General features: G+C 38.4%; 26 protein-coding genes and 1 tRNA gene. 17 read left to right on the top strand and 10 right to left on the bottom strand.

Annotated elements, in window-relative coordinates; all coding sequences use genetic code 11:
* Positions 1 to 226 precede the first annotated feature (226 nt).
* Both D1868_RS00320 and D1868_RS00315 read left to right on the top strand, forming a co-directional pair.
* On the top strand, positions 227 to 997 hold the full coding sequence (locus D1868_RS00320) for an oxygen-binding di-iron domain-containing protein (protein ID WP_156004774.1): 771 nt from the start codon (positions 227 to 229) through the stop codon (positions 995 to 997).
* Positions 998 to 1,049: 52 nt separating this feature from the next.
* A complete protein-coding gene (locus tag D1868_RS00315) occupies positions 1,050 to 2,483 on the top strand; it encodes an MFS transporter (protein ID WP_156004773.1) in 1,434 nt (477 codons plus the stop codon).
* Between the two features lie 6 nt (positions 2,484 to 2,489).
* Here the strand turns inward: D1868_RS00315 and D1868_RS00310 are convergent, their stop codons facing one another.
* Positions 2,490 to 5,090, bottom strand: a complete 2,601-nt coding sequence (locus D1868_RS00310) for a hypothetical protein (protein ID WP_156004772.1) — start codon at positions 5,088 to 5,090, stop codon at positions 2,490 to 2,492.
* 142 nt (positions 5,091 to 5,232) lie between these two features.
* Positions 5,233 to 6,876 carry a hypothetical protein gene (locus D1868_RS00305; RefSeq protein ID WP_156004771.1) on the bottom strand — a complete coding sequence of 548 codons (1,644 nt, stop codon included), beginning with the start codon at positions 6,874 to 6,876 and terminating at the stop codon, positions 5,233 to 5,235.
* A gap of 700 nt (positions 6,877 to 7,576) precedes the next feature.
* Between D1868_RS00305 and D1868_RS00300 the strand changes: the two genes are divergently transcribed.
* The 4 genes from D1868_RS00300 to D1868_RS00285 all read left to right on the top strand — a co-directional run bounded on the left by D1868_RS00300 (position 7,577) and on the right by D1868_RS00285 (position 11,800).
* The gene (locus D1868_RS00300; protein ID WP_156004770.1) at positions 7,577 to 8,044 is read left to right on the top strand and encodes a hypothetical protein; all 468 of its coding nucleotides are present in this window, start codon (positions 7,577 to 7,579) and stop codon (positions 8,042 to 8,044) included.
* A gap of 31 nt (positions 8,045 to 8,075) precedes the next feature.
* The gene (locus tag D1868_RS00295; RefSeq protein ID WP_156004769.1) at positions 8,076 to 8,777 is read left to right on the top strand and encodes a TatD family hydrolase; all 702 of its coding nucleotides are present in this window, start codon (positions 8,076 to 8,078) and stop codon (positions 8,775 to 8,777) included.
* A gap of 36 nt (positions 8,778 to 8,813) precedes the next feature.
* Entirely contained in the window at positions 8,814 to 9,560 is a 747-nt protein-coding gene (locus D1868_RS00290) for an SDR family NAD(P)-dependent oxidoreductase (protein ID WP_156004768.1), read from the top strand.
* A 92-nt stretch (positions 9,561 to 9,652) separates the two neighbouring features.
* Positions 9,653 to 11,800, top strand: a complete 2,148-nt coding sequence (locus tag D1868_RS00285) for a fibronectin type III domain-containing protein (protein WP_156004767.1) — start codon at positions 9,653 to 9,655, stop codon at positions 11,798 to 11,800.
* 92 nt (positions 11,801 to 11,892) lie between these two features.
* Here D1868_RS00285 and D1868_RS00280 read toward each other — a convergent pair.
* A tRNA-Pro gene (locus D1868_RS00280) sits at positions 11,893 to 11,989 on the bottom strand.
* Between the two features lie 243 nt (positions 11,990 to 12,232).
* Between D1868_RS00280 and D1868_RS10870 the strand changes: the two genes are divergently transcribed.
* Positions 12,233 to 12,400: a hypothetical protein gene (locus D1868_RS10870; protein WP_196770251.1), complete on the top strand. Its 168-nt coding sequence runs from the start codon at positions 12,233 to 12,235 to the stop codon at positions 12,398 to 12,400.
* On the opposite strand, the gene D1868_RS00275 is transcribed toward D1868_RS10870, so the two are convergent.
* Genes D1868_RS00275 through thpR form a run of 3 tightly spaced genes read right to left on the bottom strand, consistent with a single transcriptional unit; the run spans position 12,372 to position 14,750 of the window.
* Positions 12,372 to 12,971 carry a serine/threonine protein kinase gene (locus tag D1868_RS00275; RefSeq protein ID WP_156007896.1) on the bottom strand — a complete coding sequence of 200 codons (600 nt, stop codon included), beginning with the start codon at positions 12,969 to 12,971 and terminating at the stop codon, positions 12,372 to 12,374. The two genes, D1868_RS10870 and D1868_RS00275, sit on opposite strands and share 29 nt — an antisense overlap.
* Positions 12,959 to 14,206, bottom strand: a complete 1,248-nt coding sequence (gene cca, locus D1868_RS00270; protein ID WP_156004766.1) for a CCA tRNA nucleotidyltransferase — start codon at positions 14,204 to 14,206, stop codon at positions 12,959 to 12,961. Before cca ends, D1868_RS00275 begins: the two co-directional genes overlap by 13 nt.
* Complete coding sequence (gene thpR, locus D1868_RS00265) at positions 14,193 to 14,750, bottom strand: RNA 2',3'-cyclic phosphodiesterase (RefSeq protein WP_196770284.1); 558 nt, start codon at positions 14,748 to 14,750, stop codon at positions 14,193 to 14,195. Before thpR ends, cca begins: the two co-directional genes overlap by 14 nt.
* A 42-nt stretch (positions 14,751 to 14,792) precedes the next feature.
* Here thpR and D1868_RS00260 point away from each other — a divergent pair, with 42 nt between their 5' ends.
* Together D1868_RS00260 and D1868_RS00255 are read left to right on the top strand one after the other, a co-directional pair.
* A complete protein-coding gene (locus D1868_RS00260; protein WP_269194921.1) occupies positions 14,793 to 15,320 on the top strand; it encodes a nucleoside monophosphate kinase in 528 nt (175 codons plus the stop codon).
* Complete coding sequence (locus D1868_RS00255; RefSeq protein ID WP_156004763.1) at positions 15,317 to 15,751, top strand: RNA-binding domain-containing protein; 435 nt, start codon at positions 15,317 to 15,319, stop codon at positions 15,749 to 15,751. The genes D1868_RS00260 and D1868_RS00255 overlap by 4 nt, the downstream gene beginning before the upstream one ends.
* Positions 15,752 to 15,760: 9 nt before the next feature.
* On the opposite strand, the gene rnz is transcribed toward D1868_RS00255, so the two are convergent.
* Genes rnz through D1868_RS00240 form a run of 3 tightly spaced genes read right to left on the bottom strand, consistent with a single transcriptional unit; the run spans position 15,761 to position 18,416 of the window.
* Positions 15,761 to 16,636: a ribonuclease Z gene (rnz, locus tag D1868_RS00250; protein ID WP_156004762.1), complete on the bottom strand. Its 876-nt coding sequence runs from the start codon at positions 16,634 to 16,636 to the stop codon at positions 15,761 to 15,763.
* Positions 16,633 to 17,544, bottom strand: coding sequence for a TRM11 family SAM-dependent methyltransferase (locus D1868_RS00245; protein ID WP_156004761.1), 912 nt, complete (start codon positions 17,542 to 17,544; stop codon positions 16,633 to 16,635). Before D1868_RS00245 ends, rnz begins: the two co-directional genes overlap by 4 nt.
* Positions 17,541 to 18,416: a ribose-phosphate diphosphokinase gene (locus tag D1868_RS00240; RefSeq protein WP_156004760.1), complete on the bottom strand. Its 876-nt coding sequence runs from the start codon at positions 18,414 to 18,416 to the stop codon at positions 17,541 to 17,543. Before D1868_RS00240 ends, D1868_RS00245 begins: the two co-directional genes overlap by 4 nt.
* A 49-nt stretch (positions 18,417 to 18,465) precedes the next feature.
* Between D1868_RS00240 and D1868_RS00235 the strand changes: the two genes are divergently transcribed.
* Genes D1868_RS00235 through D1868_RS00200 form a run of 8 tightly spaced genes read left to right on the top strand, consistent with a single transcriptional unit; the run spans position 18,466 to position 22,833 of the window.
* Positions 18,466 to 19,230: an ATP/GTP-binding protein gene (locus D1868_RS00235; protein ID WP_156004759.1), complete on the top strand. Its 765-nt coding sequence runs from the start codon at positions 18,466 to 18,468 to the stop codon at positions 19,228 to 19,230.
* Positions 19,231 to 19,278: 48 nt separating this feature from the next.
* Entirely contained in the window at positions 19,279 to 20,016 is a 738-nt protein-coding gene (locus D1868_RS00230) for a DNA polymerase sliding clamp (RefSeq protein ID WP_156004758.1), read from the top strand.
* Positions 19,982 to 20,944 (top strand): DNA primase small subunit PriS, encoded by a 963-nt coding sequence (priS, locus tag D1868_RS00225; RefSeq protein WP_156004757.1) that lies wholly within the window; start codon positions 19,982 to 19,984, stop codon positions 20,942 to 20,944. Before D1868_RS00230 ends, priS begins: the two co-directional genes overlap by 35 nt.
* Positions 20,934 to 21,380 carry a DNA replication protein Gins15 gene (gene gins15, locus D1868_RS00220; protein WP_156004756.1) on the top strand — a complete coding sequence of 149 codons (447 nt, stop codon included), beginning with the start codon at positions 20,934 to 20,936 and terminating at the stop codon, positions 21,378 to 21,380. The genes priS and gins15 overlap by 11 nt, the downstream gene beginning before the upstream one ends.
* A 7-nt stretch (positions 21,381 to 21,387) precedes the next feature.
* Positions 21,388 to 21,675 carry a 50S ribosomal protein L44e gene (locus D1868_RS00215; RefSeq protein WP_156004755.1) on the top strand — a complete coding sequence of 96 codons (288 nt, stop codon included), beginning with the start codon at positions 21,388 to 21,390 and terminating at the stop codon, positions 21,673 to 21,675.
* Positions 21,672 to 21,872 (top strand): 30S ribosomal protein S27e, encoded by a 201-nt coding sequence (locus D1868_RS00210; protein ID WP_156004754.1) that lies wholly within the window; start codon positions 21,672 to 21,674, stop codon positions 21,870 to 21,872. The genes D1868_RS00215 and D1868_RS00210 overlap by 4 nt, the downstream gene beginning before the upstream one ends.
* Positions 21,873 to 21,874: 2 nt before the next feature.
* On the top strand, positions 21,875 to 22,666 hold the full coding sequence (locus D1868_RS00205; protein ID WP_156004753.1) for a translation initiation factor IF-2 subunit alpha: 792 nt from the start codon (positions 21,875 to 21,877) through the stop codon (positions 22,664 to 22,666).
* Complete coding sequence (locus D1868_RS00200) at positions 22,663 to 22,833, top strand: RNA-protein complex protein Nop10 (RefSeq protein ID WP_156004752.1); 171 nt, start codon at positions 22,663 to 22,665, stop codon at positions 22,831 to 22,833. Before D1868_RS00205 ends, D1868_RS00200 begins: the two co-directional genes overlap by 4 nt.
* 84 nt (positions 22,834 to 22,917) lie before the next feature.
* Here the strand turns inward: D1868_RS00200 and D1868_RS00195 are convergent, their stop codons facing one another.
* Positions 22,918 to 25,200: an STT3 domain-containing protein gene (locus D1868_RS00195; protein ID WP_156004751.1), complete on the bottom strand. Its 2,283-nt coding sequence runs from the start codon at positions 25,198 to 25,200 to the stop codon at positions 22,918 to 22,920.
* Positions 25,201 to 25,354: the final 154 nt, after the last annotated feature.

Here is a 25,354-nt window from a genome sequence, read left to right as displayed (position 1 = left end):
TTCTCTTTGAGTTTGGTTCAGTTAAGTTTATACCTCTATCTTAAGCTTATTAGTAATACATTTGCTATATTTCAATATGAATTATAAGTAAGCATAAACAGAGCTTAACATAAGAAATAATCGTGTTTATATATTTTAAACGTTAAAAAGAAAGTACTTATAGCGACTTATTCAAAAGTTATTTCATATAGATTAATATAGTAAGTTAGACGCTTTAATTCATAATATGAGTAAAAATTTAAGGGTACATAAACCTTACGTCATCTACGAGGAGAAGGATCATAAGTTTGTTTGGCTAGGTTTAGATGAATCGGAATTCGAGAAAGGTATTCTCACTAACCAGTACTTAATTGTAGATGGGGATCAGGGAGCATTATTAGATCCTGGAGGCTACTTCGTGTTCGAAAGGGTGTTCCAAAATGTTAGTGAGTTTGTGAAACCAGAGAATATAAAGTATATACTGTTCTCCCATCAAGATCCGGACGTGATAGGTTCTCTCAACCTCTGGATGGATATGGCTCCTAACGCTACTATATACGTATCGGCTTTGTGGGAGAGATTCTTACCTCATCTGGGGGTAGATGTAAAGGGCAGGATAGTTGTTATACCAGATGAGGGAACGAGTATTAAGTTAGGCAACTCAGAAATTAGAGCTATTCCAGCCCACTTTATCCACTCACCTGGAAATTTTCACTATTATGATGTGAAGTCTAAAGTCTACTTTTCAGGAGATCTCGGTGCAGCTGCGTTCCCCGAAGGTAAGTGGTACCTTATAGTTCAGAATTTTGAAGAACATGTGAAATATATGGAGGGATTTCATAGGAGATATTTAGCACATAAGAAAGCATTAGACCACCTTATCGGAATTATGGAGAAACTTGATATAGAAGTCATAGCACCGCAACACGGTGCTATTTTTGAAGGTGAAAACGTGAAGAAGTTTATCAATTGGTTAAAATCACTTGATAAAGTAGGAGTAGACTACCTTTGGAGTTAAGGTAAAAAGATATATCGAAACTTTTTTATATTGACACTCAGACTCCATTTTTATGGACATCAGATCTAGGACTCTTCTTATTCTATCAGCTATGCTTTTAATTGTTAATTACGTCGAGACGATGGTAATACCAGCATTACCCACTATTGAACAAGATTTCTCTATCTCCACTACTCTGGCAGGCTGGATAACCTCTGCTTATATGATTGTTGCCGCAGCCACTTCTCCCTTAATGGGTAAGTTAGCCGATACTTATGGGAAGAAGAAAATGTATATAATAGCAATAGGTTTCTACATAGTTGCTGTTTTTATTGCAGGGTTTTCGCCTAATATTTGGGTTCTTATAGGGGCTAGGGCTATACAAGGTGTAGGATTTTCCATGTTCCCCATTGCCATAGCAATAGTGACTGATTTATTCCCTAAAGAAAAGGTAGCATTCGCACAATCTATTCTAAGTGCAACTATTGGTATAGGACCTGCCCTAGGTCTCCTAATAGGGTCTTATGTGGTAGAGGATCTTGGTTGGCCTTATGCTTTCCACACAGCGGCTATTTTGTCACTGATAATCTTCGTAATATCATTAAAGTACTTGCCTCATACCGGGAATAGAATTAAAGAAGCAGTTGATTATGTAGGAGCATCTCTAATAGGACTTGGGACGGTAATGTTACTCGTATACATAACGGAGATACCTACATTGGGATGGGAAAATCCTGAAAACTTGATACTTCTTCTATTATCATTCGTATTCTATACGACTTTTATTCTTTACGAAATGAGAGCTAAAGAACCGTTACTCAAACTGGACTTATTTACGATAAGGAATTTCGCTGTAGCTAACATTGTGGGATTAATATCCGGTGTGGGTATGTTCACTGTGTTTATATTTCTTGTTTATTATGCACAACTTCCCCAACCTAACGGTCTAGGTCTTTCAATAATACAGTCAGGTCTATTGATGTCTCCGGTAGCGTTAGGTATGGTTATATTCGGACCTATTTTCGGCAGGATGATGCCTAAAATAGGTCCTAAACCTCTATTGGTCACAGGTAGTTTGCTCACAATGATAGCTTACATCTTGCTAATGACTTATAGGGCTACGCCACAAGAAGTTTTACTTGACGGCTTCTTATCATCTTTAGGACTTGTAGCGGTAATACTCCCACTAGTAAATATGGTAGCTTTATCACTACCTGACCAGTATAGAACTACTGGAATGGGCATGAACACTCTACTAAGGACGATAGGAGGAGCAGCAGGTCCCGTCGTCGCTACTAGTCTAATGCAATCATATCAAGTCCCTATAATTTTCATGATTAATAATCACATACTAGTAATGGGATATGTACCATCATCTACCGCATTTAATTACATTGCCTTATTCGGTTTCACGATGATGTTGCTTACATTGTTGGGTTCTATGTTCACTAAAAACTACAAGTTCGTTGTGGAGAGAAGGGAAAAAGTAAAGCCCTTAGCTACCTGAAGTTTTTTATCCAACTTTTATTTTATATTTCCTTGTTATTTCCTCAGTTGTTAGCCAAACAAGGAATGCAATATATGGATAATATATTAAATATTCTGGGTAACTTCTGGTAAAAGTCAATATCACGTATATGGGAATCATTAAGCTGACCTCCTCTAACCTCTTCCTAAAAATGTAGGTGAATATTAACGTTATAGCCAACGTAATGTAAGGTATAGGCTTGAATAGAGGTAAAGGCCAGATCGTATGAAAGACGAAAATACCTATTATTGTAACTATACCTATGCCAACCATTGGTAATTTAGCAAGGACTGGAAATAACATGAGATAGAGTGACTTAGGATAGGTTATAACGAAAGGTAAGAGTATTAATGTCGAGATAGCTATTGAAGTAATTAGAAAGCGCTTTACGTAGTTCCTGCCGAATTTAGTGTTTAAGTAGATGAGCAGGTAAGGAAAGAGTAGTATAGCTTGGGGAATTGAATCTACAGCCATCCCAGTAAACAATCCGAAAATTAAAGGGGACTCGTAGAATGTCAAGCCCAGAATTATTAAAACTATCCACGAATTGGAGTCCACTAGAAACACGAATCCGTAAGATGAGACGAAATATCCTGACATTAGGATTAAAGTTAAGATTAATGCTTTCTCCCAATCTCCTCTCCTCACGAACTTTAAGAAAATTAAGGAAACAGCAATTACGTAAAGTAAGAGTTCCCACAAGCTTATAGGTATATTAAATAGATGGGCTGGAACTAGGAATAACGCAGTTACCGGAGGGTAATCATAAAAAGTTACGTTTTGGGTGGGTAGGCCATAATAATAGTAAGTCCCATTAGGTGTATAATAGGGTGTAAAAACCTTAGATGCATGTAATTGTGAAATGTTAATAACATCGTTGTTAGAGTATTGAAATACTTCATAAAGTGAACCGAAATAAGGTAAGGAATTCATTTCTTGTGAATAATTACAAATGTAAGGATTTACACCGTTTATTATACTTTGAGAAGCCAGATCAGGGAGTAGCATTGCGTCCCCCATGTAGCCGTGCCCCATTACTATGAAATTCGTACCGTGAAGTTCAGAAGGTATGAGTAATAGGACTAAAGTTGATAAGGAGAGGATGATTACGAACAGCAAATACGGAGAGATCTTGAAAATTAGGTTTCGGAAGTATACCACTAAAGGACTGCTAATGAATAAGGCAAAAAGAGCAAAAGCAATTTGTATATTAGAGATTAATCCAAAGGTGTAGACTCCGTACATGTATACTATAGATAATAACCCTAAGATGACAGAGTAGGCAGAGATTCTTGTTAAAGCTAACTCCGGTAAGTCCAGTGATAGCTCTCCTCTCTCCACAATGAATACGTAAGCTAATAATATCAACGGCAAGAAGTACATATAATAAGACGGTAAAGGTCTATAATAAAAGAAAAATGATATTATAGGAAAGACCAGAATGGCGTATCTCAGCGTATTATAATACCTTAAGGATAAGATCAAGCCGATAACTAAAGTTATGATTAAACCGACGAAAGACCATGCCTTTGTAACGTCTATCCCTAAATAGGACAAAGAAATTAGTCCAGGACCTCCGTCATAAGGCCTAAAATTTGCTATGAAAGGGAGTAAGTTATCCCTCCAGAATGCCTGAGGATTAAGTAGGATAAAAGGAAGATCTAAGACTACGGCGGTGATTAAACCATATTTCAGCACACTTTTTACGTTATATCCCTCCTTCCAGAGCAAAATGAGGTAAAATATGGTGAAAATCAACACGTAAAGCCTATAAGTTGATGCCCAAGCAAGCATGATCCCAGAGAGTAAGGGGTTTTCCGGAAAGAGAATTGCCACGATAAATGGTACTATCCAGCCTGGAGTATTCCTATATAATAGAAGAGGAGCGAAATACGTGAACATAAACGATGAGATTAGTAACGAGAAGAGAATCTTGTTTTTTCCTTTCAGTTTATGGAAAATTAAAGCAGAACTAAGGGCTAGGATACCTGAATTATACACGTTCGCCGGAATACTGAAGGCTACGGCAGGTAGGTAATATAGAGCGGCTGAAGGGAGGTAATCAAAACAGTGGACAAAACCGATTATATTAGAAGGTGTATAATTACTAGTCCCTTGTTTAAAGATCCACGTGTACTGTTGAGGGGCTAAAGATGAAAGCATCTGTGCTTCATAATCTTGTGTATATGGATTATGACCCTCGAGTAATGACTTAGCTGCAAGTAACTGTATCATCTGTGCGTCTGTAGGAGAGGGTAGTTCTAACATAATTTTTTCCGGTGTAAAGCCAAAAGCGAATCTGACTACTAACAAGCTTATGAGAATAAATAAGAAAGTAACGAGTACGGAAAGTTTAAACACGCTCTCTTTAGGCCTTAAGGACAAGAAAATTAAGGCTATGCTAATAATGAATGCTAGTATCGAGAATACTACTGAAGGCATGAACGGGAAGTACCAATATAATGGCCAACCATTGTAATTTCCTACGTAAACATACGTTCCTACGTTGTAGTAAATGATTACACTTAGCGCCATCATTCCTAGAGAGAGAAATATCATAAAAGTTATCATAGCCTTATTATTCAATCCGGCTCATGAATCGTTGATAGTATTATACTATATATGATTTTTCCAATACTCTCTAGTTATAATATTATGAAATTTTAAGCAAAAATTAGGATAAATTTATAGATTAAGAACAAAAATTAATTTTTGCTTATAAGCAAGTTTAAAAGTTTAATAGTTCGTATCCCTGATAATTTGAATAATATGCATTTATTTCAATGGTTTTTGTATTATTTATATTTATATAGAGAAAATTATATGGGGCATACACGTATACAATCTCTGACCCTCCCTTCTTCAAAATAGTTGAATTAGAACACCATAAAAGTCCGTTGGCAGATATTGTAGGAGAGTCTTGGAGTATCCTGAAGTGGGGTAGGATTAATCCATTACCGTAGAATGATACGTTTAAAAGGAACGCAAACACGTAACCATCTTTCTCGAAAACTTTGATGACTTTCATGTGAATTGAATTTTGGTAATAAAGAAAATTAAAATGGAAATAGATACCTAATGTGAGAAGAATTAAAATTGTCAAAGCAAAGAGTACTCTTCTGACTTTCTTCGTATTTAAGGAAAGGAGTTTGTTATTTTCGAAGGAGTTTACATAAGAAAATAATGGCCAATACATTAAGTAATTCCATAAGACCCTATAAAAGAACAAGAATGACAAATATACTACACCGTACCATCTTTTATGAGTCAATAACCCAACAACTAGTATCAGAATTGAGGCAATTGCGAAAAAAGTCGGGTACAGGTAATATAACCCAGTTATAGAAATTACGTCTATTCCGTAGCCGATTTGTATCAATCCTCCCTTTAGGGGGGTCAGCAAGTCATTCAAGAATAAAAATGGAGACAGGTAAATGAAATATGCATTAATTAATAGAAAAGTAACTCCTGCGAACAATAAGAATTTAATCCTGTCTTTACCTAGATGTAACAAGTAAAATGGAAGTATGATTAATGGATCTTGCTTATACGAAATTGATAACCCGTAAAGAACTCCTTTCAACTTCACGTTTTTCACAGTCATAGATAATAGCACAAAAAATACCCAGATAATATCATCCACTCCACCTAGAGAATAAAAAAGATAGTTATAATTTAGTAAATATATAGATATGAAAAGTAAAAAAGTTAGTTCATCGGTATTTAAATACATTAAAACTCCTGTTAACAAGTAAAAAATGAGAATTTCATAATTTGGTGATATATTTAGTATAACTGTCGGAATCTCTATGAGGAAGAAAAGTGAAGGGTAATTTAGATTTGTGACAAAACCTCCTGTAGTATAAGGGGTTCCAATTAAATATTTGGCATAGGTTAAATTATAGAATGAATAAACATCAGAAGTCAGAGAGTAATTATAAGGGTTTAGATGATGAATAAACAAATAAGCAGAATAGTAACCTATCATAATTTCGTCAGTACCAAAAAAGGTTCTATCAGGTAAAAATAGGAGGGAGATTCCGAATAATAGAATGAGGGTTATTTTTTTCAATAACTTGTAATGAAAACCTATGAGCAAAGGTATGTAAAGAATGAGGAACACTACATTTCTAGTTATTGCAAAATATACTACGGGAACTGCAAATAATTCAGAAAGGGCTATATAATATGCTCTCTTATTATCAATTTTAAGATTACTAATAAGGAGTACACCGCTTAAGAATAGTAGTATGAGTGCTGGAATCGTATAGTAATACTCAAGGTATGCGTTACTTCCGTCAAATTCCATCGCGATGAATAGGAGTAATTGTGAAATATTGGCTATCGCTGGTTCTTTTTTTACAATCTCCACGTATCGAATTTTATGCTAGTCAGATATATCTTTAATCGGTAATAGAAAGATAAAGCGTAACTGTATATTTAAACATGGTTTACAATTTTTATAATTCTAAAAATAAAATACTTCAATAAATAAAGGCATAACCATGCAAAAATGGATTCACTCAACAATCGGTCTTCGCATGGGCTGGTAATGTATACGATCTCCTGATAATCACTTACGTTTACACGGACTTATCCACATGCCTTGGAGTTAATACTGAGACAAGTACTTTACTATTTGCCTTAAGTCTGATATTCAGGGTAATTGGCGGTTACGTTTTCGGTAGGATAGCCGATATGAGGGCTGAATCCTTTTTCGTAATAATAGAAATCTTTTATGTTCGTTTATCCTGAATTAATTTGAACGAGATGCCCAAACCCAGTTGGGCGATGTTGGAACTGCACCAAGCCTTGCAGGCTTACACGGAGATGTGAGCAAATGCCTTTTGGCTCGAAGGAGTCCCATGACCCACCTACTGTTAAGCTTGGTAGGTGGTTGAGGGCTGAGTCCCTACACTTGATACATAAAATGAATAAAATGAAAGTGTAGGGACAAACGGATGATAATGGGGTATGCATCTTTATTAATCGTTTTCCTTAATTAGATGGCATCAAGCTGGTAATAAGGTGAAGTCTAACTTATAAACTATTCATGCTTAACCAATTTTTTCATGATAGGAAAAGTAATTGGAATAACCTTAGTTATTTTAACCTCGCTAACAGCTTTTGGTATATACTTTCATTTCATAAAAGTAATTGGAGATAAACTAGTCATATCACTACCCTCAAAGGTGTCTACGTATATGACAATTATTAACAATTTAACTGAAGTCAGGTATTCTCACTTCCTCGAGAAGAGTTTCACTCTCTTACTATATTCGAACTCTTCCAATTTCACATACGTATACAAAGTAAACCCGTTATCAGGAGTGTATAACGTAGAAATCCACTCATACTCTCAAGGGCCTTTCTCTATTGAAATAATAAACATAAGTGATGGAAATGTAATCTACAACAAGACGGGAGTAAAGCTTTCGGACTTTAAAGCATACAACATCTCATCACCGTTAGAAGTTAAAATATTTAACATCTCCTCAGAGCTAGACCTAAACGTTACAATGTATTCTTATACAAGTTAGGTATTTATCCCTTATCTTCGCAATCTAAATTATGAAGGCAGTGCGTTTTTATGACGCTCATTGCCATTACTCCTACCTTAAGAAAAAGTATGAAGGATTTATGATTGCAGCAGTATCCATGGATTATGCCTCTTCTGTTGAAACGTTGTCGTTAAAGTCAGAAAACGTACTCACTGGAGTGGGTATCCATCCTTGGAAAGTTCATGAAGAAAAGTTAGAGAAAATCGAAGAATTAATAGATAAAGCGGATTTTATAGGAGAGGTAGGGTTGGATTACAGATTTGCGAAAGCAAGTAAGGAGTTACAGCTCTCCTATTTTACTTTCTTTGTGAGAAAGGCAGCTGAGAGTGATAAGTTGATTAATGTTCATGCTTTAGACGCGTGGAGGGAAGCATTCAACGTAGTAATTAATGGAGGCGTTAAGAGGGCAATATTCCACTGGTATTCAGGACCAGAGGACTTACTGAAAGACATTGAAGGTGCTGGTTTTTACTTAACCGTTAACCCTTCGGTGACGTTTCAACAGAAGCACAGAAGGCTTATCGAAAAAGCTCCAGTGGAGATCCTACTAACGGAAAGCGATGGTGGTTATGAATATAAGGGAAAGCTCCTAGAGCCTACTGATATAATTAGCACTATCCAATTCGTGGCACAGCTTAAGGATATAGATGTAGAGGAGTTATCAAAAATTATACAGAATAACTTTAGGAATGCGTTTAACTTGAAAATTTAGGTAAAAGTTTTTCATCTTAACCTTTAAAGTATCAGTGTGGAAGAACGGAAAATAGCGATCGTTACGGGAGCAAGTAAGGGAATAGGTAAGGCTACTGTAATTAAACTAAAACAACTAGGTTATACTGTTATCTCCATATCTAGAAGTCAACCAGATGTGGGTGATGTGAAATACCAAATAGATGTGAGCAATAAGGATGAAGACTTTAGGGTCGTCAAAGAAGTAAAGGAGAAGTTCGGGAAAATAGACGTTTTAGTAAACAATGCTGGTTTTGGGGTTTATGGTTCTTTCTTGGAGACCTCTTTAGAGGAAGAGGAATATATGGTCAGAACATTATTTCTTGCCCCTATTTATTTTACAAAGGCAGTTCTACCGGATATGGTTAAGAGAAGAGAAGGAGCAATCGTAAATATAGTATCAGAGGCTGCTTACGTTGCCTCTCCTAAACTCATAGTTTATTCCGCATCAAAAGCGGCTCTAGCCCATTTCACTAATGCCTTATGGGCTGAAATGAGGAAGTATAACGTTAAGGTAAGTGGTGTTTATCCTGGGCCAGTAAAAACGAATTTCACTTCACACCCTTCGTTTAAAAATGCTAAGAACACAATATTCGATAAATATGCAGTTGAACCGGAAAAAGTAGCAAATGCTGTTGTTAAAGCTATTAGATCTGGAAAGAGGGAAATATATGTCTCTTCTAGATTAATAATAGATCCATATTTCTTAAAATTAGCAATGGCAATGCAGAATTTAACTTACTATATCATTTCTAAAATCTTTTAAGCTTAAGTAAGACCTAAATTCTCTTTATTATATGTTTTAACTCAGGAATTTACGGGTGATTTTATTATTAGCATGATAATATATAATGAGTAATGCGGAAACGACCAGTAACCTTTCTTTTAATTCTCTCACTGTTGATACCAATAATATCTATGACTATTATAACCCATTCTGACGTGGGCTTTAGGTGCCAAGACCTCCCTAGCTTGCCTATTGCAGTTCAAGATCCGGCTGTGGTTTACTTCAACAATTCAATATATGTTATAGGAGGAATGACACAAGGTCCCTCATACTCTTCAGCGGTATTTATTTACTCACACGGGAGGTGGACTCAAGGACCTAGTCTACCTTTCCCTTTAATAGGTGCTAGGGCTGTAGTATATAATGGAAGTATTTATGTAGTGGGAGGGCTTAACATATCTGGGATATTCGGGGGCATATTGAAACTTCAGGGAGATCAGTGGGTAATAGTCTCTAACTCTATGCCACGGCCCGTTTACGACGAGGGAGTGATCGTTTACGATAATCAGCTCTATGTAGTAGGTGGAGCTAATTTCACTGGACTTAGTTTGTCTCCACCCTCAAATCTTATTCAAGTCTACTCGTTTTCAGATGGAAGTTGGAGAATAATAGGAAAGACTCCCCAGCCCCTCTCTAACTTTGGTTATTTCTTCAACGGGTCAGTGTTATTCGTAGTAGGAGGATATGTTGGATATGCCTCAACTACTGCATCAGTTTACGAGTATTTCCCCTTCAATAATTCGTGGGTACAATTACCCTCATTAGCTTCAGGTATTGAGGAAGAGGCTGTAGGTTATTACGAAGGCACGTTATTTTTTGTAGGAGGTTATTATTTTAACTACGGCATTATACAGCCTGGCGTTATTGCATATTTGTACAATAATACATGGCATTATACAACATATACTGAAAATGTTCCTACTGAGGATAGTGGTTACGTACAAGTAGGCAATACGTTGTATATAGTAGGAGGAGCTTTATTACCACCACAAATACCTACAGACGCGTTCCAGTCTGTGGAAATTCTATTACCACCACCAGCCCCTAAAATAGTGTATTATGCAGCAGGAAACGAAACTGCAACGATCGTGTGGTCTGACAACGACTCTATTGGTTACTACATAAATTATTGGAGTAGCAACGGTCAGAAGGGGTCTATTATGACCTATTCTACTTCTTATACTTTCACTAACCTAACTAACGGGGTAAAGTACTATTTCCAAATAATCCCTTTCAACCAACAAGGTAACGGTACATCCTCACAGATAGTAGTCTTAACCCCATTTTCCGTTCCTAACCCTCCGATAATTCACATAAAGTTAGGAGATAGAAACGCTACGGTATCATGGAAAACAACTTTTAACGGTGGCTTCCCTATCCTCGGATATTATCTTTTCCTGGAGGGTGGCAATATTACGTTTGCTAAAAACTTAGGGAATATAACGTCTTATATTTTCACTAACTTAACCCCAAGCGTAGTTTACAAAGTTGGGGTTATAGCCTATAATCAGATAGGGAACAGTAGTGAAGCAGAGGTAGAATTTGTCGCTGTCGAGAAGGCTTCGGTGATTTTCGTTGTTAGTAAATTAGCTGAAGGTTTATTGGTATCATGGAACTCAACTCAACCCTCAAAGTTCATCCTTATTGTGACCTCTGGAACTAAAGTCGTTGCAAACCTTACGTTAACTAATTACTCAGTATTACTTAAAATACCTTTCGGAATTTATAACATAACTTTAGAAGCTATAAATCAAGCCGGTGTCACTACAACGAGTGCAATGGTCTCTTATTACATAAAACCCGAAGTACCAGACGTTGTAGTGAATATCGTAAATAATTACATAAACGCCAGCTGGCCGCCTTCACCATACGCTCAATACTATTTGGTCTATGTCAACAACACTCTTGTAGCAAATACCACGAAAACGTCAGTATTAATACCGTTAAGTGACGGATATTTAGTAATCAAAATAATCGCCGCTAATGCAGGAGAAGAGTCTACTCCTTACGTCGAAAAGATAGCCTATTATTCAAGTATGTCTCAAATTGATGCCACATCGACCTACGTTAATAGTAACTTCACGTTGATTCGAAGTATAACACCACCTACCACGTCAATAACGGATGTAAGTATAAACATAACAACGGCAATAGTTGTCATAAGTTTATTCTTATTATCTTTGGTAATTGTACTTGTTATATTAGAAAAGACCAAATGATAAAAAGTGATAATCTCACCTAAATCAGTGTTGCATATTTTAACGCCTATTATTGCGTGAGTTGAAATATGATAAAAATAACAGCCTCAAAGTGGGGCCGCCGGGATTTGAACCCGGGACCACCAGCGTACTGGTGGTTGGGGTTTTAACCCCAGGCTGGCATCCTAGTCCAAGCTAGACTACGGCCCCACAATGTATGTTATAGTTCTGAGTACTAAAAATTTGACTATTTCTCATATTTAAATGAATACTTTTATAATACGAATACTTTCGGTTTACTCTCCCCAAGTTAGTTATTTTATTACAGAGAGAGATTGTACGAAAAATTCTAAAGTAAGACATGGCGTTTCGAATATATTAATAGACCACTAAGGGAAATACCGGTGACTAAAAATTCCGGTAAAGTACACATGTAAGAACTGTGGGTATACTTTGTATAAATTTGAAAAGGTAGGACAAGACTTTTACGGAGTTAGAACCCCATCAGAAATAAAGCTGATATATGGCGGAAAATGTCCCAAGTGTGGTCATGAGATCTCAGCGCCAGCTCTAGAAGATATAACGATAAGATCTAGGAAAAAGCTTCCAGCAATTCTTTAACTATTTGATCGAAAGGTACCCCTTTTGAGTATTTACGTGCTAGATCAACTCTTTTTAACCACGATAATATCGAGGTGACATTTTTTGGGTTCTCTTTGATTGTCGCGTCATCGTAATCAATAACGTAAACTCTGTCACTAACTAAAACGTTCTTGTATGGTCTCACCAATTCTCCATGCTCTATCTTCTTATCCTCGAGGATTTTAGCTGCTTCTAGGAGCTTTACGATCACTTCTACCTTCTCGTTGTGTTCTAAGTGCCTACCGTCAATGTAATCCATAACGATGAAGTTATTACCGTAATAATGTACTTTAGGAGCTACTGGGTAAGCTAACTCCTGAATCCTACCTTCGATTTTAAGGCTTTCCTTCGGCGAGTCAGCCCTCCTTATTTTCACTACCTTGCCTCCTCCTATATAGACAACAGTTCCGGTCTTTCCCTTACCGATAATCTTGTACTTACCTAACTGAACGTTACCGAAAGAGAACACCTCAGTTATACCGTATTCTTTTAGCTCCGTCTCTATCCTCTCATCGTAAAAAGGGTAGATTATTTCCCTTACTTTAACCACGGTGGCGTCTTTCTCAGGAAACGGTGTAACCACGGGTCGTCCTTCACCTCCTTAAGGGTCTCGAATTCAAGTTTGAACTTGTGCTTGAACGAGATAGTCCTTTTGAGTATCTCAAAAATGTCGTGCTCCTTTCTTTCCTTTATAGAGTAGAGCCTACCGTCCTTTCCTACCCATACGTTTTCGTTCATTTTGATGAACTTGTCCACACTCTCCCGTTGATAGTAAAAAGGACCTACGTTTAAATAATACTTACCAATATCCTTACTCTCTAATTGGATTGCAATAGTCAACCTTTCCTCATTACCCCATGCATTTACATCAATTACCTTAAACCCCACACTTGTTAGTATATTCTTAATCTTTTCCACATTCTTCCAGACTTGTCCCCAAATAATATCTTCTACGACCTTCTCTTCAATAAAGACGTTAGCTAGTATTACGTCTCCCTTTATCTTATCGTATTTCAAGTCTTTGGGGAAGAAGTAATCTAATGATGGCTCTCTCAAGTAATACCTAGCTGCGATCGAGAACAGAGCTACTTTTTCTAATGACACAGCCGAAGCAGCGTTTCTTTTAGGATCTACTGGGTCGGGAATCTGTAGTGGTTCTGTGAAATCTTTCGCTGGCTCTATCAGGTGTATTTTTATCGGTGGTTTAACCCAATTTGACGCTTGTTCTAGTACTTCTCTGAAACTCCCATACTTTATGACTAACAACTCTGATACGTAGCCGGAGAACCCTTGTACTTTTATTTCAGCGCCGTAAGCCCCTATTCCTTTGAGAAACCTCTTCAGTAGCCTGACCTCATCTTTTCCCCTATCGTCTAGATGTTCTAATACATATCTTGTGTGGAATGGAGTTCTGTCTGCAGCTGTTATAGCCTCACTCCCAGAGTTTATTTTCAACGCTGGAACTATGTCGACTTCTATACCGTCAATGTAAAGCATAAGGTAAGGGTGTTCAGCATACGCTATCGTATATTTCATGTCCGAAAAACGCGAGATGATCTCCTTTATTGCCTTCTCTTTCAAGTAGTCTTTTCCCACCTCTTTAGGGAAGAACACAAACACGTCTAAGTCCGTGTCTCCTTTGAGCCAAGTACCTTTTCTAAAGGAGCCCTCGACTTCGGCTTCATAGCCCTTGAGTCTTTCTAAAACCTCTCCCAATATCTTCTCTAGCCTTAGCTTTTCACTCTCATCTGGCTTTATAATCTTCAGTACTTCATCTTCTATCAACGCTCTTCACACTATATAAAGGATCGTAAATGGGACCTTTTGGAGTTAACGTACTTTTGAAGAGGGTGATCTCCTCCACGGTAATTTCTCCGAAATCTGTACTTGCATACTCGTTTAGGATTTGAATCAGATTAACAACTCCTCTAGGTCCTTTTATCCTTCCTAAAGTGAGGTGTGGAGAGAACTCTTTTTCGTCCTCTGGTCTTATTCCCCTTGATACCAACTGTTTATATAGTTCACCCCTGAGCTTTCTGAGTTCACTTGCCCCTTCACTTAAGCCTATCCATAACACTCTGGGCTTGTTAAGATTAGGAAATGCCCCGGTACCGAAAAACTTCACTTTGAAAGAGTTAAAAGACACGGCGTTCATGGAGTCCTTTATTAGGTCTACTTTGTTTTCTGGTAACTCCCCGAGAAAGACCAGTGTTAAGTGAATGTTCCAAGGCTCAACGAGCTTAACGTCTCCCCCAACTCTGTTCAAAACCTCGAGAGCCTCAGCTATTTTAGGTAATTGAGGGATTTTTAATGCAATAAACAGCCTCAACACTTTTTAAAACCCCACTGATGAGATTGTAGGTGGTCATTAATTAAAATAATTGCAATTACTGGAATGCCTGGATCGGGTAAAGGAGAACTTTCCCGTCTCTTTCAGGAAAAAGGGGTAAAGGTAGTTGTCATGAGTGATGTTCTGAGAGAGAGGTATAAAGCTGAGGCAAAGGAAGGAGAAAGGCTGATGGACTTTGCCTTTAGGATGAGGAATTTATACGGGAAGGGTGTTGTGGCAAAAATGTGTTTAGAGAAACTCTCTGGAGATGAGAAAGTCGTCGTATTTGACGGAGTGCGAAACTGGGAGGAAATAGAAGAGTTCAAGAAGAGGGGAGAAGTAGTTATAATTAACGTTCACGCGAGCCCAAAAACCAGATATGAGAGGTTGATGAGGAGGGCGAGAAAGGACGACGTGCTCACAATTGAGGGGTTAATAAAGAGGGACTTCGAAGAGTTAGAGATGGGTATAGGGACTGTGATAGCCCTAGCTGACCACGTACTAGTTAATGACAAGAGTTTAGAGGAATTTAAGAGGGAGGCTGAAGAGTTAATTAATAGATTAATATGACCAGAGTCGTGGTAGAAGTCGAAGTAAGACCATCAGAAGACAAGGACAAGGTCCTTCAGGCTATGCTGAATTTTTTCGACTTCGAAAGGATAAGTGAGGAAAAAGTGGGTATATATCTAGTGATAATAGGTGAATCGTCCACTTTAAGATCACTTATAAGGTTTCACAGAGCATTAAGGGAAGAGAAAATTCTAGATTCGGCCAGGAAATACTTATACAAAGGTATTAATGGGAACAGCATATCGTTTATGTTAAACAAACAAGCAGCTGCAGTGAGGAGAATATCGTTTGTAGATAGTGAAAACGAGTCACCCTTAGGGCCTATAAAAGTAAGGATAGAGTACAAAGATCCACAGACAGTAATCGATTGGCTCACTCCTAAGACGGCAAAGGGAGTACCGCTATGGGAAAACCCAATACCTCAGGAGTGATTTTTCTCATTACTCCTGAAGGATATAATAGGAAAAGGGCTCGGGTAGAAAGGTCTTTTCAAAAACTTTCATTGCCTCTTTCAGTAGAGGCGTCGCATCGTCATAGCGTGGACTTATGTGTATTAAAGCTAGCCGTTTAACGTTAGCTTTAGTAGCTACAGTAGCCGCGTCTTTACTATTGGAATGCCCGTAATCGTAGGCTTCTTTCTCATTTAAAAAAGTTGAGTCGTGCAAAAGTAGGTCTACTTCCCTAACGGCATTTATTACGTCATTGCAAGGTGCTGTATCACCGGTATATGCTACTTTGATCCCTTTCTTAACCACCAGATAATCCTCAGGCAAGAGAACTTTAGTACCTATTTCGACTCTCTTACCCTCTTTCAAAAGCCTTATTATTCTCCAGTCCTTGATTCCTTCTCTTCTGAGCCTCTCTGCATCTATATTTATTCTGTCTTTTTCTTCAAAGATAAAGCCGTAGGAATTAACTACGTGACACGTCCTGAACTTTGTTATCCTTATGTTAGAGTCCTCATATGACTCTGCGAATTCTATCTCGTAATTAGGGCTGAAATAAGTCCTATTAAAGACCTCTGAGACGAAGTCCTTCAGCTCCGGAGGTCCTAATAAGGTCAGTTTTTCTTTCCTAGAATACATCCCCATAGTCTCTAACAATCCCGGTAAGCCTAATACGTGATCTCCGTGTAAGTGAGTAATACCTATCACCCTTATCCTCATGAAGCCTAGTCCGGACTCTATAAGTCTTTGTTGAGTTCCTTCTCCTACGTCGAAAAGTGCGTAAAGTCCCTCCCTTTGAACAAGGTAAGCCGGTAACCCTCTCTTGTTAGGTGCTCCTCCACCTGTTCCTATAAAGTATATCTTGATCATTTGGTTACCACGTAAATAGCCCTACTTAGACTTTTATGCTCGTATATAGTATGAATTTTAACACCTTTAAATCCCGCACTTTTTAGGTCGTCCCTCCAGTCGAACTTAAAATCCGTAGTGAAAACAAGTTTTCCGTCAACTATTTCGCTAGCTTGGTAGAAGAACTCTCGATAAAGCTCTTTCAGCCCCTTAGGAGAGAAAGACCTACCGTAAGGAGGATCCGTTACTATAGCTTCTACCTTCCTCACGGGTAAATTTTTTGCGTCTGCCTGGAATACCTCGCATTCATAATTAAAATGCCTTAGGTTTGCTAAACTTTTTGCTATCATATCGAGGTCAATATCACTCCCTATACATCTAAGTCCCAACCACCTACTCTCGATGAGAATAGTTCCCGTTCCCACAAAAGGGTCGTAAACTTCCCTTAGACTCTCGGATAAGTTAACCATTATCCTTCCTATCTCAGGGTTTAGAGTTCCTGATTGTGAGTAAGGTCTTTTAGAGTGGGATAGTATAGATTCGGTGTGTTTTTCAGCCTTCCTTTCTCCCGCTATTATAATTCCTTCTGTTACGATCAGGTCTAATTTTTCGCATTTCTTGGAGGTTTTTATCGACGATACGACCTCACCGTAAACAGTCTTTGCATAGTTCTTGTACTCCCTCATAGGGACGTCTATATCAACCGAGTAACACCTCCCTCTTAATGTCTCAACTACATCTTTAACGTCAGTAGAAATAGCTAAGACTTTACCGGTCTTCTTTATCGCCCCAGATTTATACGCTACTCTCTGGTCTCCTTCGTAGAGCGCGACTCCATAATAATACTCCTTTTCGCTCCCGTGGATAATACTCCTTAATTCATCTAGTGATAAAAAAATATTGTCTAAATTGAGGTAAGCATAGTTCATAACGTTCTCGCTACAGCCTCTGATACGTCAACTATCGTTACTTTACTTGGATCTTGTGGTATCGTATTGGTTATGATTACTTCCTCAGCACCCGCCTCTATTAGCCTTGAGTATGCGTCTCCTATAAATAGCCCGTGAACAGCAGTAACATAAACCTTCCTAGCCCCATGCTTTTTAACTATGTTTATAGCCTGAACCATAGTGCCCCCTGTACTTATAATGTCGTCTATTAGTACTACATCTCTACCTTTTACCTTTAGTTCCGGTAAGTTCTTAATCCTTACTTCTCCAGTGTTCAAGTCCCTCTCTTTTTCGATAAAGGTATAGTCAGTAGATAGGATTTCAGCTAACCTCTTTGCCCTATTTAATGCTCCTTTATCAGGAGCTAGGACTAGTGGTTTCTCAGTCCTCTGTGACACTACCTTGGATATGTAAGGGATGGGGTCAATGACTTTAGTGTCTCCGTCAAAGTACTCAAGTTCCTCATAATGATGGGGTTCTACAACAGCTAGTGAAGTAGCACCGCTCTTTCTGAGTAGGTTCAGGATTGTTTTGATGCTTACAGCTTCTCCTTCCTTAAACCTTCTGTTCTGTCTAGAGTAAGCAAGGTAAGGGATAACAACAGTGATTTTATCTACTTTCATGTCGCTTAATGTCTCGACAATTAGAAACAACTCGATTAAGTGTTTGTCTTGGGGAGGATATAAGGACTGTATCACTACGACGTCTTTATCTGTTATCTGTTCGGGTATTCGTACGTAAGACTCTCCGTCTGGAAAAACCTTATGTTCTACTTTTACAAGCTTTAAATTGAGTAAGCTTGAGACCTTTTCGTCTATCCCGTTAGTTGCCGTTCCTCCTAAAATGATCATTAAACTATTAAGTGAGTAAGTGGTTTTTAAGATTAAACGTGATGGTTTAATGTATTTTATATTCGTCCTCGGTACAGCTGGTTCCGGTAAGACTACACTCGTGAAAGCACTGAGTGACTATTTAAACGGAAATGAACTTGACACGGCAATTATTAACTTAGACCCAGCAGTAGAGAGCCTACCTTATAAACCAGACCTCGACGTCAGGGACTATGTAGATGCATTTGAGGTCATGGAAAGGTATTCCTTAGGACCCAACTCGGCACTCGTAGCTTCTATAGACCTACTTCTTACTAAGGCTAAGGAATTAAAAGATGAGTTAAACGAGATAGAAGCTAATTACGTTCTAGTTGATACACCAGGTCAAATAGAATTGTTTGCCTATAGGCAGACAGGTAGAATATTGTCGAAGTTAATCAGTGATGTAAATAAGTCCGTTTCATTGTTTCTCCTTGACTCGTTCCTAAGTAAAGAGGCTAGGAGTTTTGTATCCCTCCTATTACTCTCTAGCTCCGTTAAGTTTAGGCTTGGCTTACCTCAAATATTAGTCCTATCTAAGTCAGACCTCTTAACTCCAAAAGAATTTCAAGAGATGAAGAGCTGGATCGATGAGGGTAGGATAATAGACGAGATGGGAGTGTTAGACGAGTACTCTTTCGAACTGGTTAAAACTGTAGTTGAAAACCTAGACAATTTCCCGGTTCCCGTGTCTTCAACCACAATGGAAGGCATGGATGAGCTATACGCCGAGATCCAGAGGGTACTAGCTGGTGGGGAGGATTATGCAACTGAGGAACCGAATCCCAAGCTGTGAATAACCGAAACCTCAGGTTTTAAAATTTTGTTAGCAAAGAATAATATCATGAAGATCAAGGTAGTGGATGCGAACAACTTCTCGTTTATATTTAAGACGCTAACTGAGTTCATAGACGAGACTACGATCCAGATAGACAAAGATGGTCTTAAGATAAAAGGTATAGATCCATCGAGGACTGTCTTAATAGACATTTTGATTCCCTCGGGATACTTCGAGGAGTATGAAGTTGAGGAAGAGACCAAGGTCGGGATGAAAATTGAGGAAGTTGCCGACATCTTAGATAGTGCTACTAAAAACGACTCCTTATCTTTAGATATACAAAAAGACAAGATCGTGTTTGAGTTAGACGGAGAGTATGAGAGGTCTTTCACGCTACCGGTTCTATCTCCTACCGAGACGGAATTTCCTGAGATAAAGCTGGAGTTTCCGTTTAAGGCTCAAATGTTAACTGCAACATTCGCTGACTTAATGGACGAGCTGGAAGAGACCGGGAGTGATATAATAAAGTTTAAGAGTGAAAATGGTAAACTAATTATCATCGTCGAGGGAGACCTAGCCTCAGCGTCAATAGAGTTATCAAAGGAGAACGGGGGGTTAATGGAAAGCGAGGGATCAGATGCCGAGAGTGCTTACGGTTTGGAATATATAGCAAATACTACTAAAATGAAAAGACCGTCTGATACCGTGAACATAGAGTTCGGTTCTCAACTTCCTCTAAAGTTGAGATATAACTTGCCTCAAGGGGGTTATGCTGATTTCTACATCTCGCCGAGAACTGAATAAAATAATTTACACACTTTTCAAAGAGTATTATGAAAACGCAATTTTAGAGCTGCCTAACGACATAGAGTTAAGGGAGTTCGCCTATCAGCCTTTTGATGCTGAAATGTACGTGAGACACCTCTCATTTACTAATCCTGACGAGTTGAAATTATTCCTCAGGGAGAAAGTACCTTTACATCTATACTACTCATCGGCGAGGTATCAACTACCTCAAGCCAAGGACATGGAGGAAAAAGGTTGGTTGGGCTCAGACCTCCTATTTGACCTAGATGCAGACGAAATTTGTGACTTAAGAGTCAAGAGGTTTTGTGACGGTATGGAATCTTTAATGCAGTGTGAAAACTCAATAGAGTACATTGAATTAACTAAGGATTGCATGGAAAACGTGTTTGGAAAAGCCTTGTTGATAAAGGACATACTCAAAGAGGATTTCGGGATGGATGCTAAAATTTACTTTTCTGGGAACAGAGGTTTTCATGTAAGAGTTGAATGTCACGGGGATTGTGCATTACTAGACTCAGAAGACAGGAAGGAAATAGCAGATTATATCTCCGATCCTTCACCTCCTTATGAAGGCGATGTCAATTCGCCAGGTTGGGTGGGGAGACTGGCTAGAGGGTTGAAAGGAGTCAGGATAGACCATCAAGTCACAGTAGACCCGAGAAGACTAGTAAGGATACCGGGGTCGATAAACGGTAAGGCGGGACTAAAGGTCCATGAGGTCAAAGGCGACAAATTCGACTTTAACATCCAGTCCTTATCTCCCTTTAAGGGTTACGTAGCCTTTCTGTCATATGTTACCTATTCTTTACAGTTACCAGACGGGAAGATCGACCTCAAGAAGGACACAGTACTAAAGCTCCCTGCAGAACTAGGTATTTATTTAAGCTTAAAGGGTTTAGGGGTGATTAAGGCATATGTTAGATGATTTGGTAAGTAACGAGCTCAAACGAGATAACGAGATAACCGAGATCTCAAAAGACACTATTGAGAAGTTAATACAAGCTCTTTTGAGGCTGAGGAGGAAATACAGTGACGAACTTCACATAGAAGAGCTGAAAATATACGAAGAATTAGCTGAATCACTCTTAGAGTTGAGACTTGAGAAAGTCATTGAGGGTTTTGAACCCAAAGGCTTTGACAAAGACATACTGTCGCTTGTGAACGTAATGAAGAAGGTGTACATCGACTACGTGACTGGGAAGTATCACACGTACAAGGGAAAGGTACTTTGTCTCAGTAATACTAAGTTCAGTCTGGGAAATACTGTAGTCGAGCAGGGTGACGTAATAATACTACCGTTAAACAAGGTTTTAGCTTTAATAACCACTAATTATATAACTCCAGTAGAAGTTAGAGAGTGATCGCAAAATGAAAATCCCAAAAGTTATCAGGACTTATTGCCCTAAGTGTAAGACACACACAGAACATTCAGTATCGTTATATAAGAGCGGAAAAAGAAGGACTCTCTCTGAAGGTCAGAGGAGATATGATAGAAAGAACTTAGGATATGGTAGCAAGAGAAAGCCTGAACAAAAGAGGTTCGCTAAAACTACGAAAAAACAAACTTTAACTCTGAAGTGCCAGAAATGTGGCTATACTATTGTGAAGGAGGGAATTAGAGTTAAGAAGTTGGAGTTAGTTGAGGTGGTCAAATGAAGGCTAAGTTTAAGATCCTAATTCCTGAGCCTAGGAGCAAATTCTACAGAGTGAAATGCAAGAACTGCGGTAACGAGCAAACGGTGTTCTCTCACTCCACCTTCCCAGTACGTTGTCTATCATGCGGTTCTCAGCTCGTTATTCCCACCGGTGGTAAAGCAAAAATAGAGGGAGATATAGTTAGAATACTTGGTTAGAAATGATATACAATCAAAAGCAAATACCTGCGGAAGGAGAAGTCCTTATAGCAACGGTAAAACAAGTTTTTGATTACGGCAGTTATGTAACCCTAGATGAGTACGGGAATTTACAAGCTTTTCTCCCTTGGAGTGAGATAAGTAGTAGATGGGTTAAGAACATAAGGGATGTAATTAAGGAAGGGAGGAAGGTAGTAGTTAAAGTCATAAGAGTGGACAGAAAGAAAGGCACTATAGACGTTTCTTTAAAGAAAGTTACTGAAGATGAGAAAAGGAAGAAGAACTTGCAGTGGAAGAAGTTACAAAAGGTAGACAAGATACTTGAAATAATTTCTCAAAAATTGGGTAAAAACGAACAAGAGGCGTGGAAAGAAGTAGCGTTTAAACTCGAAAACAAGTACGGGGACGTTTATGAGAGTATGGTAAGAGCAGTTAAAGAGGGAGATTACATACTGAAAGACGCAGGTGTTAAAGAAATATGGATAAAACCGTTAATGGAGGAAATAGGTAAGCACATTGAGGAAAAGAAAGTAAAGGTAAGTGAGGTTGTGTCATTAAGGTCTATTGCACCGGACGGAATAGAGAAGATAAGGAAAGTTTTCAGTGAAGCTGTTAGTAAATTTGAGGACAAAGAAGAGGAGATCAGGATTTACACAATAGGAGCACCTAGGTACAGAGTCGACGTGACCGGTACTGATCCTAAGCAGGTCGCAATGACCTTACAAGAACTAATAGAAACTATGAAAGAAATAAGTCAAAAAGAAGGAGTAACGTTTACAGTGGTTAAGAAATGAAGTGGAAACTTAGGAAATGTCCTAAGGACAAGATATACACTATGAAAGAAATATGTCCTATATGCGGGAATAAGACGGTAATCACGGCTCCTCCAAGATTTTCCCCAGAAGATAAGTACGTTAGGTATAGGATAGAGCTTAAAAAGGGAATAAAATTGAACTGTTAATTTTATACGGTTTTTTGTTATTTTTAATTTTCTTACCACTAGGTTTTAATTGTATGTAAAATAAGAAGAAATAAGTAAAAAACTCTAGCTTTGAGTCCCGTTTACTACCACAGTTGGAGGAATAATGACATAAGGTTCTACAAACTGGTATATTAAAACAGCGATGAATACCTCAGCTACACCTCCTATAGCAGGTACTGTTCCAACTGGATAAAGTGCTATATAGACAGGCTTAAAGTACAACATATTCACTCTAGGTACAAAGTAAGGATTTATTTGCCCAGATAGTATGGAGTTTAAGGAGAAGCTGAAGGGGGCTGCAACTGGTCCCTGATTTAAAGACTGAAGCCCTTCTACGAACATGTTTACAATTAACGAATTATAAGCTTTAGGAGTCCACGCCATTGGCTCCGAATTCGCTATTATCTGTGCTAGTTGAGCTGCTTGTGGTAGACCCGAAGTTTCTAGTGAGAATATAGTAGAGTTGATGTAGGATATGTTCGCGTATTCATTTATAGGATATCCAGCTATCGTAGTCATAGCTCCCATAGCTTTAGCAATATCGCCTAAACTGGTCGTGTAGCCTATAAATGTACCCGGGAAGTTAGATGGATATCCAATAAACCAAATACCAATACCTGAACTACTGTTTACGTAAAGAGTAACAGCATCGTACGCAACTATGTAAACTGGGTAAGTGTAGTTAGGACTACCATATGGATATAAGTGGAAGTCTTTCTCTAATACATTAGCTGCAAACGTCTCGTTATTGAGGAACATCTCCGCCATCAATTTGATTTGAGTACCGTTCAATGTGTTGTTCTCGTCTATAACGCTCCTATTACCTACTGTCTCTATCCAATATCCATAGTCCCACCAGCTCAATATGAACGCATTATTAGGAGTATTGTGATTTATCCAATCTAGTGCCGATACCCATGCATAGTTTACTATTAAATATGGAGTAGCAGCATTCAGAAGGGATGGCGGTTCATAACTTACCTCTATAGCAATCCCAGCATCTGCTAACAAAGATACTCCTACGATTGCTAACATCAGAATCGGAACAAGTCTAATTTTTTTCTCCATGAATTTACTAACTATTTCTGAAACTCCCACACCTGCTAACGCAGCTACTATATATGCGGTATAATTAAATAGGTAAGGCTGTTCTGATGTTCCGTAAATGCTCGCTGCTCCGAGGACTAAGAGCCATAGACCGGGTAATTCTTGTCTTTTTACAAGTATGAAGTATATACCTAAAATCGACAAGAACAATGAGATTCCGAAATCCTGTATCATTGCTGTAATTGGCTGCGGAATGTATTCGGCTACAGTCCTATCTATAGGAACTGAGAACTGGTAGAACGGGTTAACAATTGCGTAATATCTTGAAGGTATTGGACTCTTCCCTATTGCTGCTAATCCTAGAATTCCTAGTGATATTATGAACACTATAAAGGCTCCTATTATTATGTTCTTTGAATCCGTGATTTCCCTCGGTAAGGTCCTCCTTAAGTAGAGTTCGAGATATAGGAATAACGGGATTATTAGTAAAGAAAGACCGTGAGCAGCACCTGATAGAAATCCAATGTTGTTCGGTGCAAATGAGGTTAAGAAGCCTGAAGTTACAGCCAGCAAGGTCAAAGACTTAGCAGTTATCTCATCGTTTTTGTTAAGGAGTACTAGTAGGAATGCCGCTAATGCAAGGCTCAAGTCTATGTACGTATAACCTCCCCAAGTTATATTCGCTAGGAAGATCATTACACCTGCAGGTATACCGTATATAGGTTTCTTCCTCTTTATCGCTAGTGTCATAAAGTATATTGCAAGTAAAACAAATGTAGCTCCCCATGAGGTCTTAGGTAATCCACCGAGCAAATTCTTATATGTTAGGGATGGTGATACAGCTACTGCTGCAGCTGCTACGTAAGCACCTACTCTATTCTCAGTTATTGCGTCAACTGCAAGAAACGCAGCTACGACACCTATTGCGTCTAAGACAATGTCTGACACTATAGCTACAGTATATACAGCATTAGCTCCAAATTGAGAGTAGAATGGCATGGAAAATAGGGCTACTAACCAAGGTAGACCTATTGTATTCCCTAGTTCTATGAAATATCCCCACGGAAACCACGCGTGTACATCTGGAGGCACTGCATACCAGTTTCCTCCTTGCTGAGCTATTAGTAATGCGTTATAGAATAAGTACCATGGGTCAAACTCGTTTACAGATTGGGGAAAAGCAGTAGCACTTATTATCCTTATTGCAATGGATACAAGTACGAGTCCAGTAACCATCAATGTATCGAGAATCTTGAATTTGTCAAACTTCACTCTTTGGACAGTTTTTGTCGACTGCATCGTTTTCATAAACCAAAGTATCTTATATAAGCTTAATCCAGATTATACAATAATTGATGATGAGCGATGGGCGGCTAGAAATGTGATGAAGCTTTCAAGGTCTGATAATTAGGAGAATAAGTCTTAAAAATGATAGTTTAAGACTATAATAATA

Origin of the sequence: Stygiolobus azoricus, from assembly GCF_009729035.1 — an archaeon.
In the GTDB taxonomy this organism is placed as follows: Archaea; Thermoproteota; Thermoprotei_A; order Sulfolobales; family Sulfolobaceae; genus Stygiolobus; species Stygiolobus azoricus.
Note: the sequence above shows the minus strand (reverse complement) of the source record. Positions and strands in the feature narration are given on the sequence as shown.

Coding starts and splice junctions, on each gene's coding strand:
- priS (WP_156004757.1), top strand. CDS start 19,982: ATGCTGATTTCTACATCTCGCCGAGAACTGAATAAAATAATTTACACA.
- D1868_RS00230 (WP_156004758.1), top strand. CDS start 19,279: ATGAAGATCAAGGTAGTGGATGCGAACAACTTCTCGTTTATATTTAAG.
- D1868_RS00210 (WP_156004754.1), top strand. CDS start 21,672: ATGAAGGCTAAGTTTAAGATCCTAATTCCTGAGCCTAGGAGCAAATTC.
- D1868_RS00315 (WP_156004773.1), top strand. CDS start 1,050: ATGGACATCAGATCTAGGACTCTTCTTATTCTATCAGCTATGCTTTTA.
- D1868_RS00235 (WP_156004759.1), top strand. CDS start 18,466: ATGTATTTTATATTCGTCCTCGGTACAGCTGGTTCCGGTAAGACTACA.
- D1868_RS00215 (WP_156004755.1), top strand. CDS start 21,388: ATGAAAATCCCAAAAGTTATCAGGACTTATTGCCCTAAGTGTAAGACA.
- D1868_RS00240 (WP_156004760.1), bottom strand. CDS start 18,416: ATGATCATTTTAGGAGGAACGGCAACTAACGGGATAGACGAAAAGGTC.
- D1868_RS00205 (WP_156004753.1), top strand. CDS start 21,875: ATGATATACAATCAAAAGCAAATACCTGCGGAAGGAGAAGTCCTTATA.
- D1868_RS00255 (WP_156004763.1), top strand. CDS start 15,317: ATGACCAGAGTCGTGGTAGAAGTCGAAGTAAGACCATCAGAAGACAAG.
- D1868_RS00300 (WP_156004770.1), top strand. CDS start 7,577: ATGATAGGAAAAGTAATTGGAATAACCTTAGTTATTTTAACCTCGCTA.
- D1868_RS00200 (WP_156004752.1), top strand. CDS start 22,663: ATGAAGTGGAAACTTAGGAAATGTCCTAAGGACAAGATATACACTATG.
- rnz (WP_156004762.1), bottom strand. CDS start 16,636: ATGATCAAGATATACTTTATAGGAACAGGTGGAGGAGCACCTAACAAG.
- D1868_RS00245 (WP_156004761.1), bottom strand. CDS start 17,544: ATGAACTATGCTTACCTCAATTTAGACAATATTTTTTTATCACTAGAT.
- D1868_RS00320 (WP_156004774.1), top strand. CDS start 227: ATGAGTAAAAATTTAAGGGTACATAAACCTTACGTCATCTACGAGGAG.
- D1868_RS00285 (WP_156004767.1), top strand. CDS start 9,653: ATGCGGAAACGACCAGTAACCTTTCTTTTAATTCTCTCACTGTTGATA.
- D1868_RS00195 (WP_156004751.1), bottom strand. CDS start 25,200: ATGCAGTCGACAAAAACTGTCCAAAGAGTGAAGTTTGACAAATTCAAG.
- D1868_RS00295 (WP_156004769.1), top strand. CDS start 8,076: ATGAAGGCAGTGCGTTTTTATGACGCTCATTGCCATTACTCCTACCTT.
- gins15 (WP_156004756.1), top strand. CDS start 20,934: ATGTTAGATGATTTGGTAAGTAACGAGCTCAAACGAGATAACGAGATA.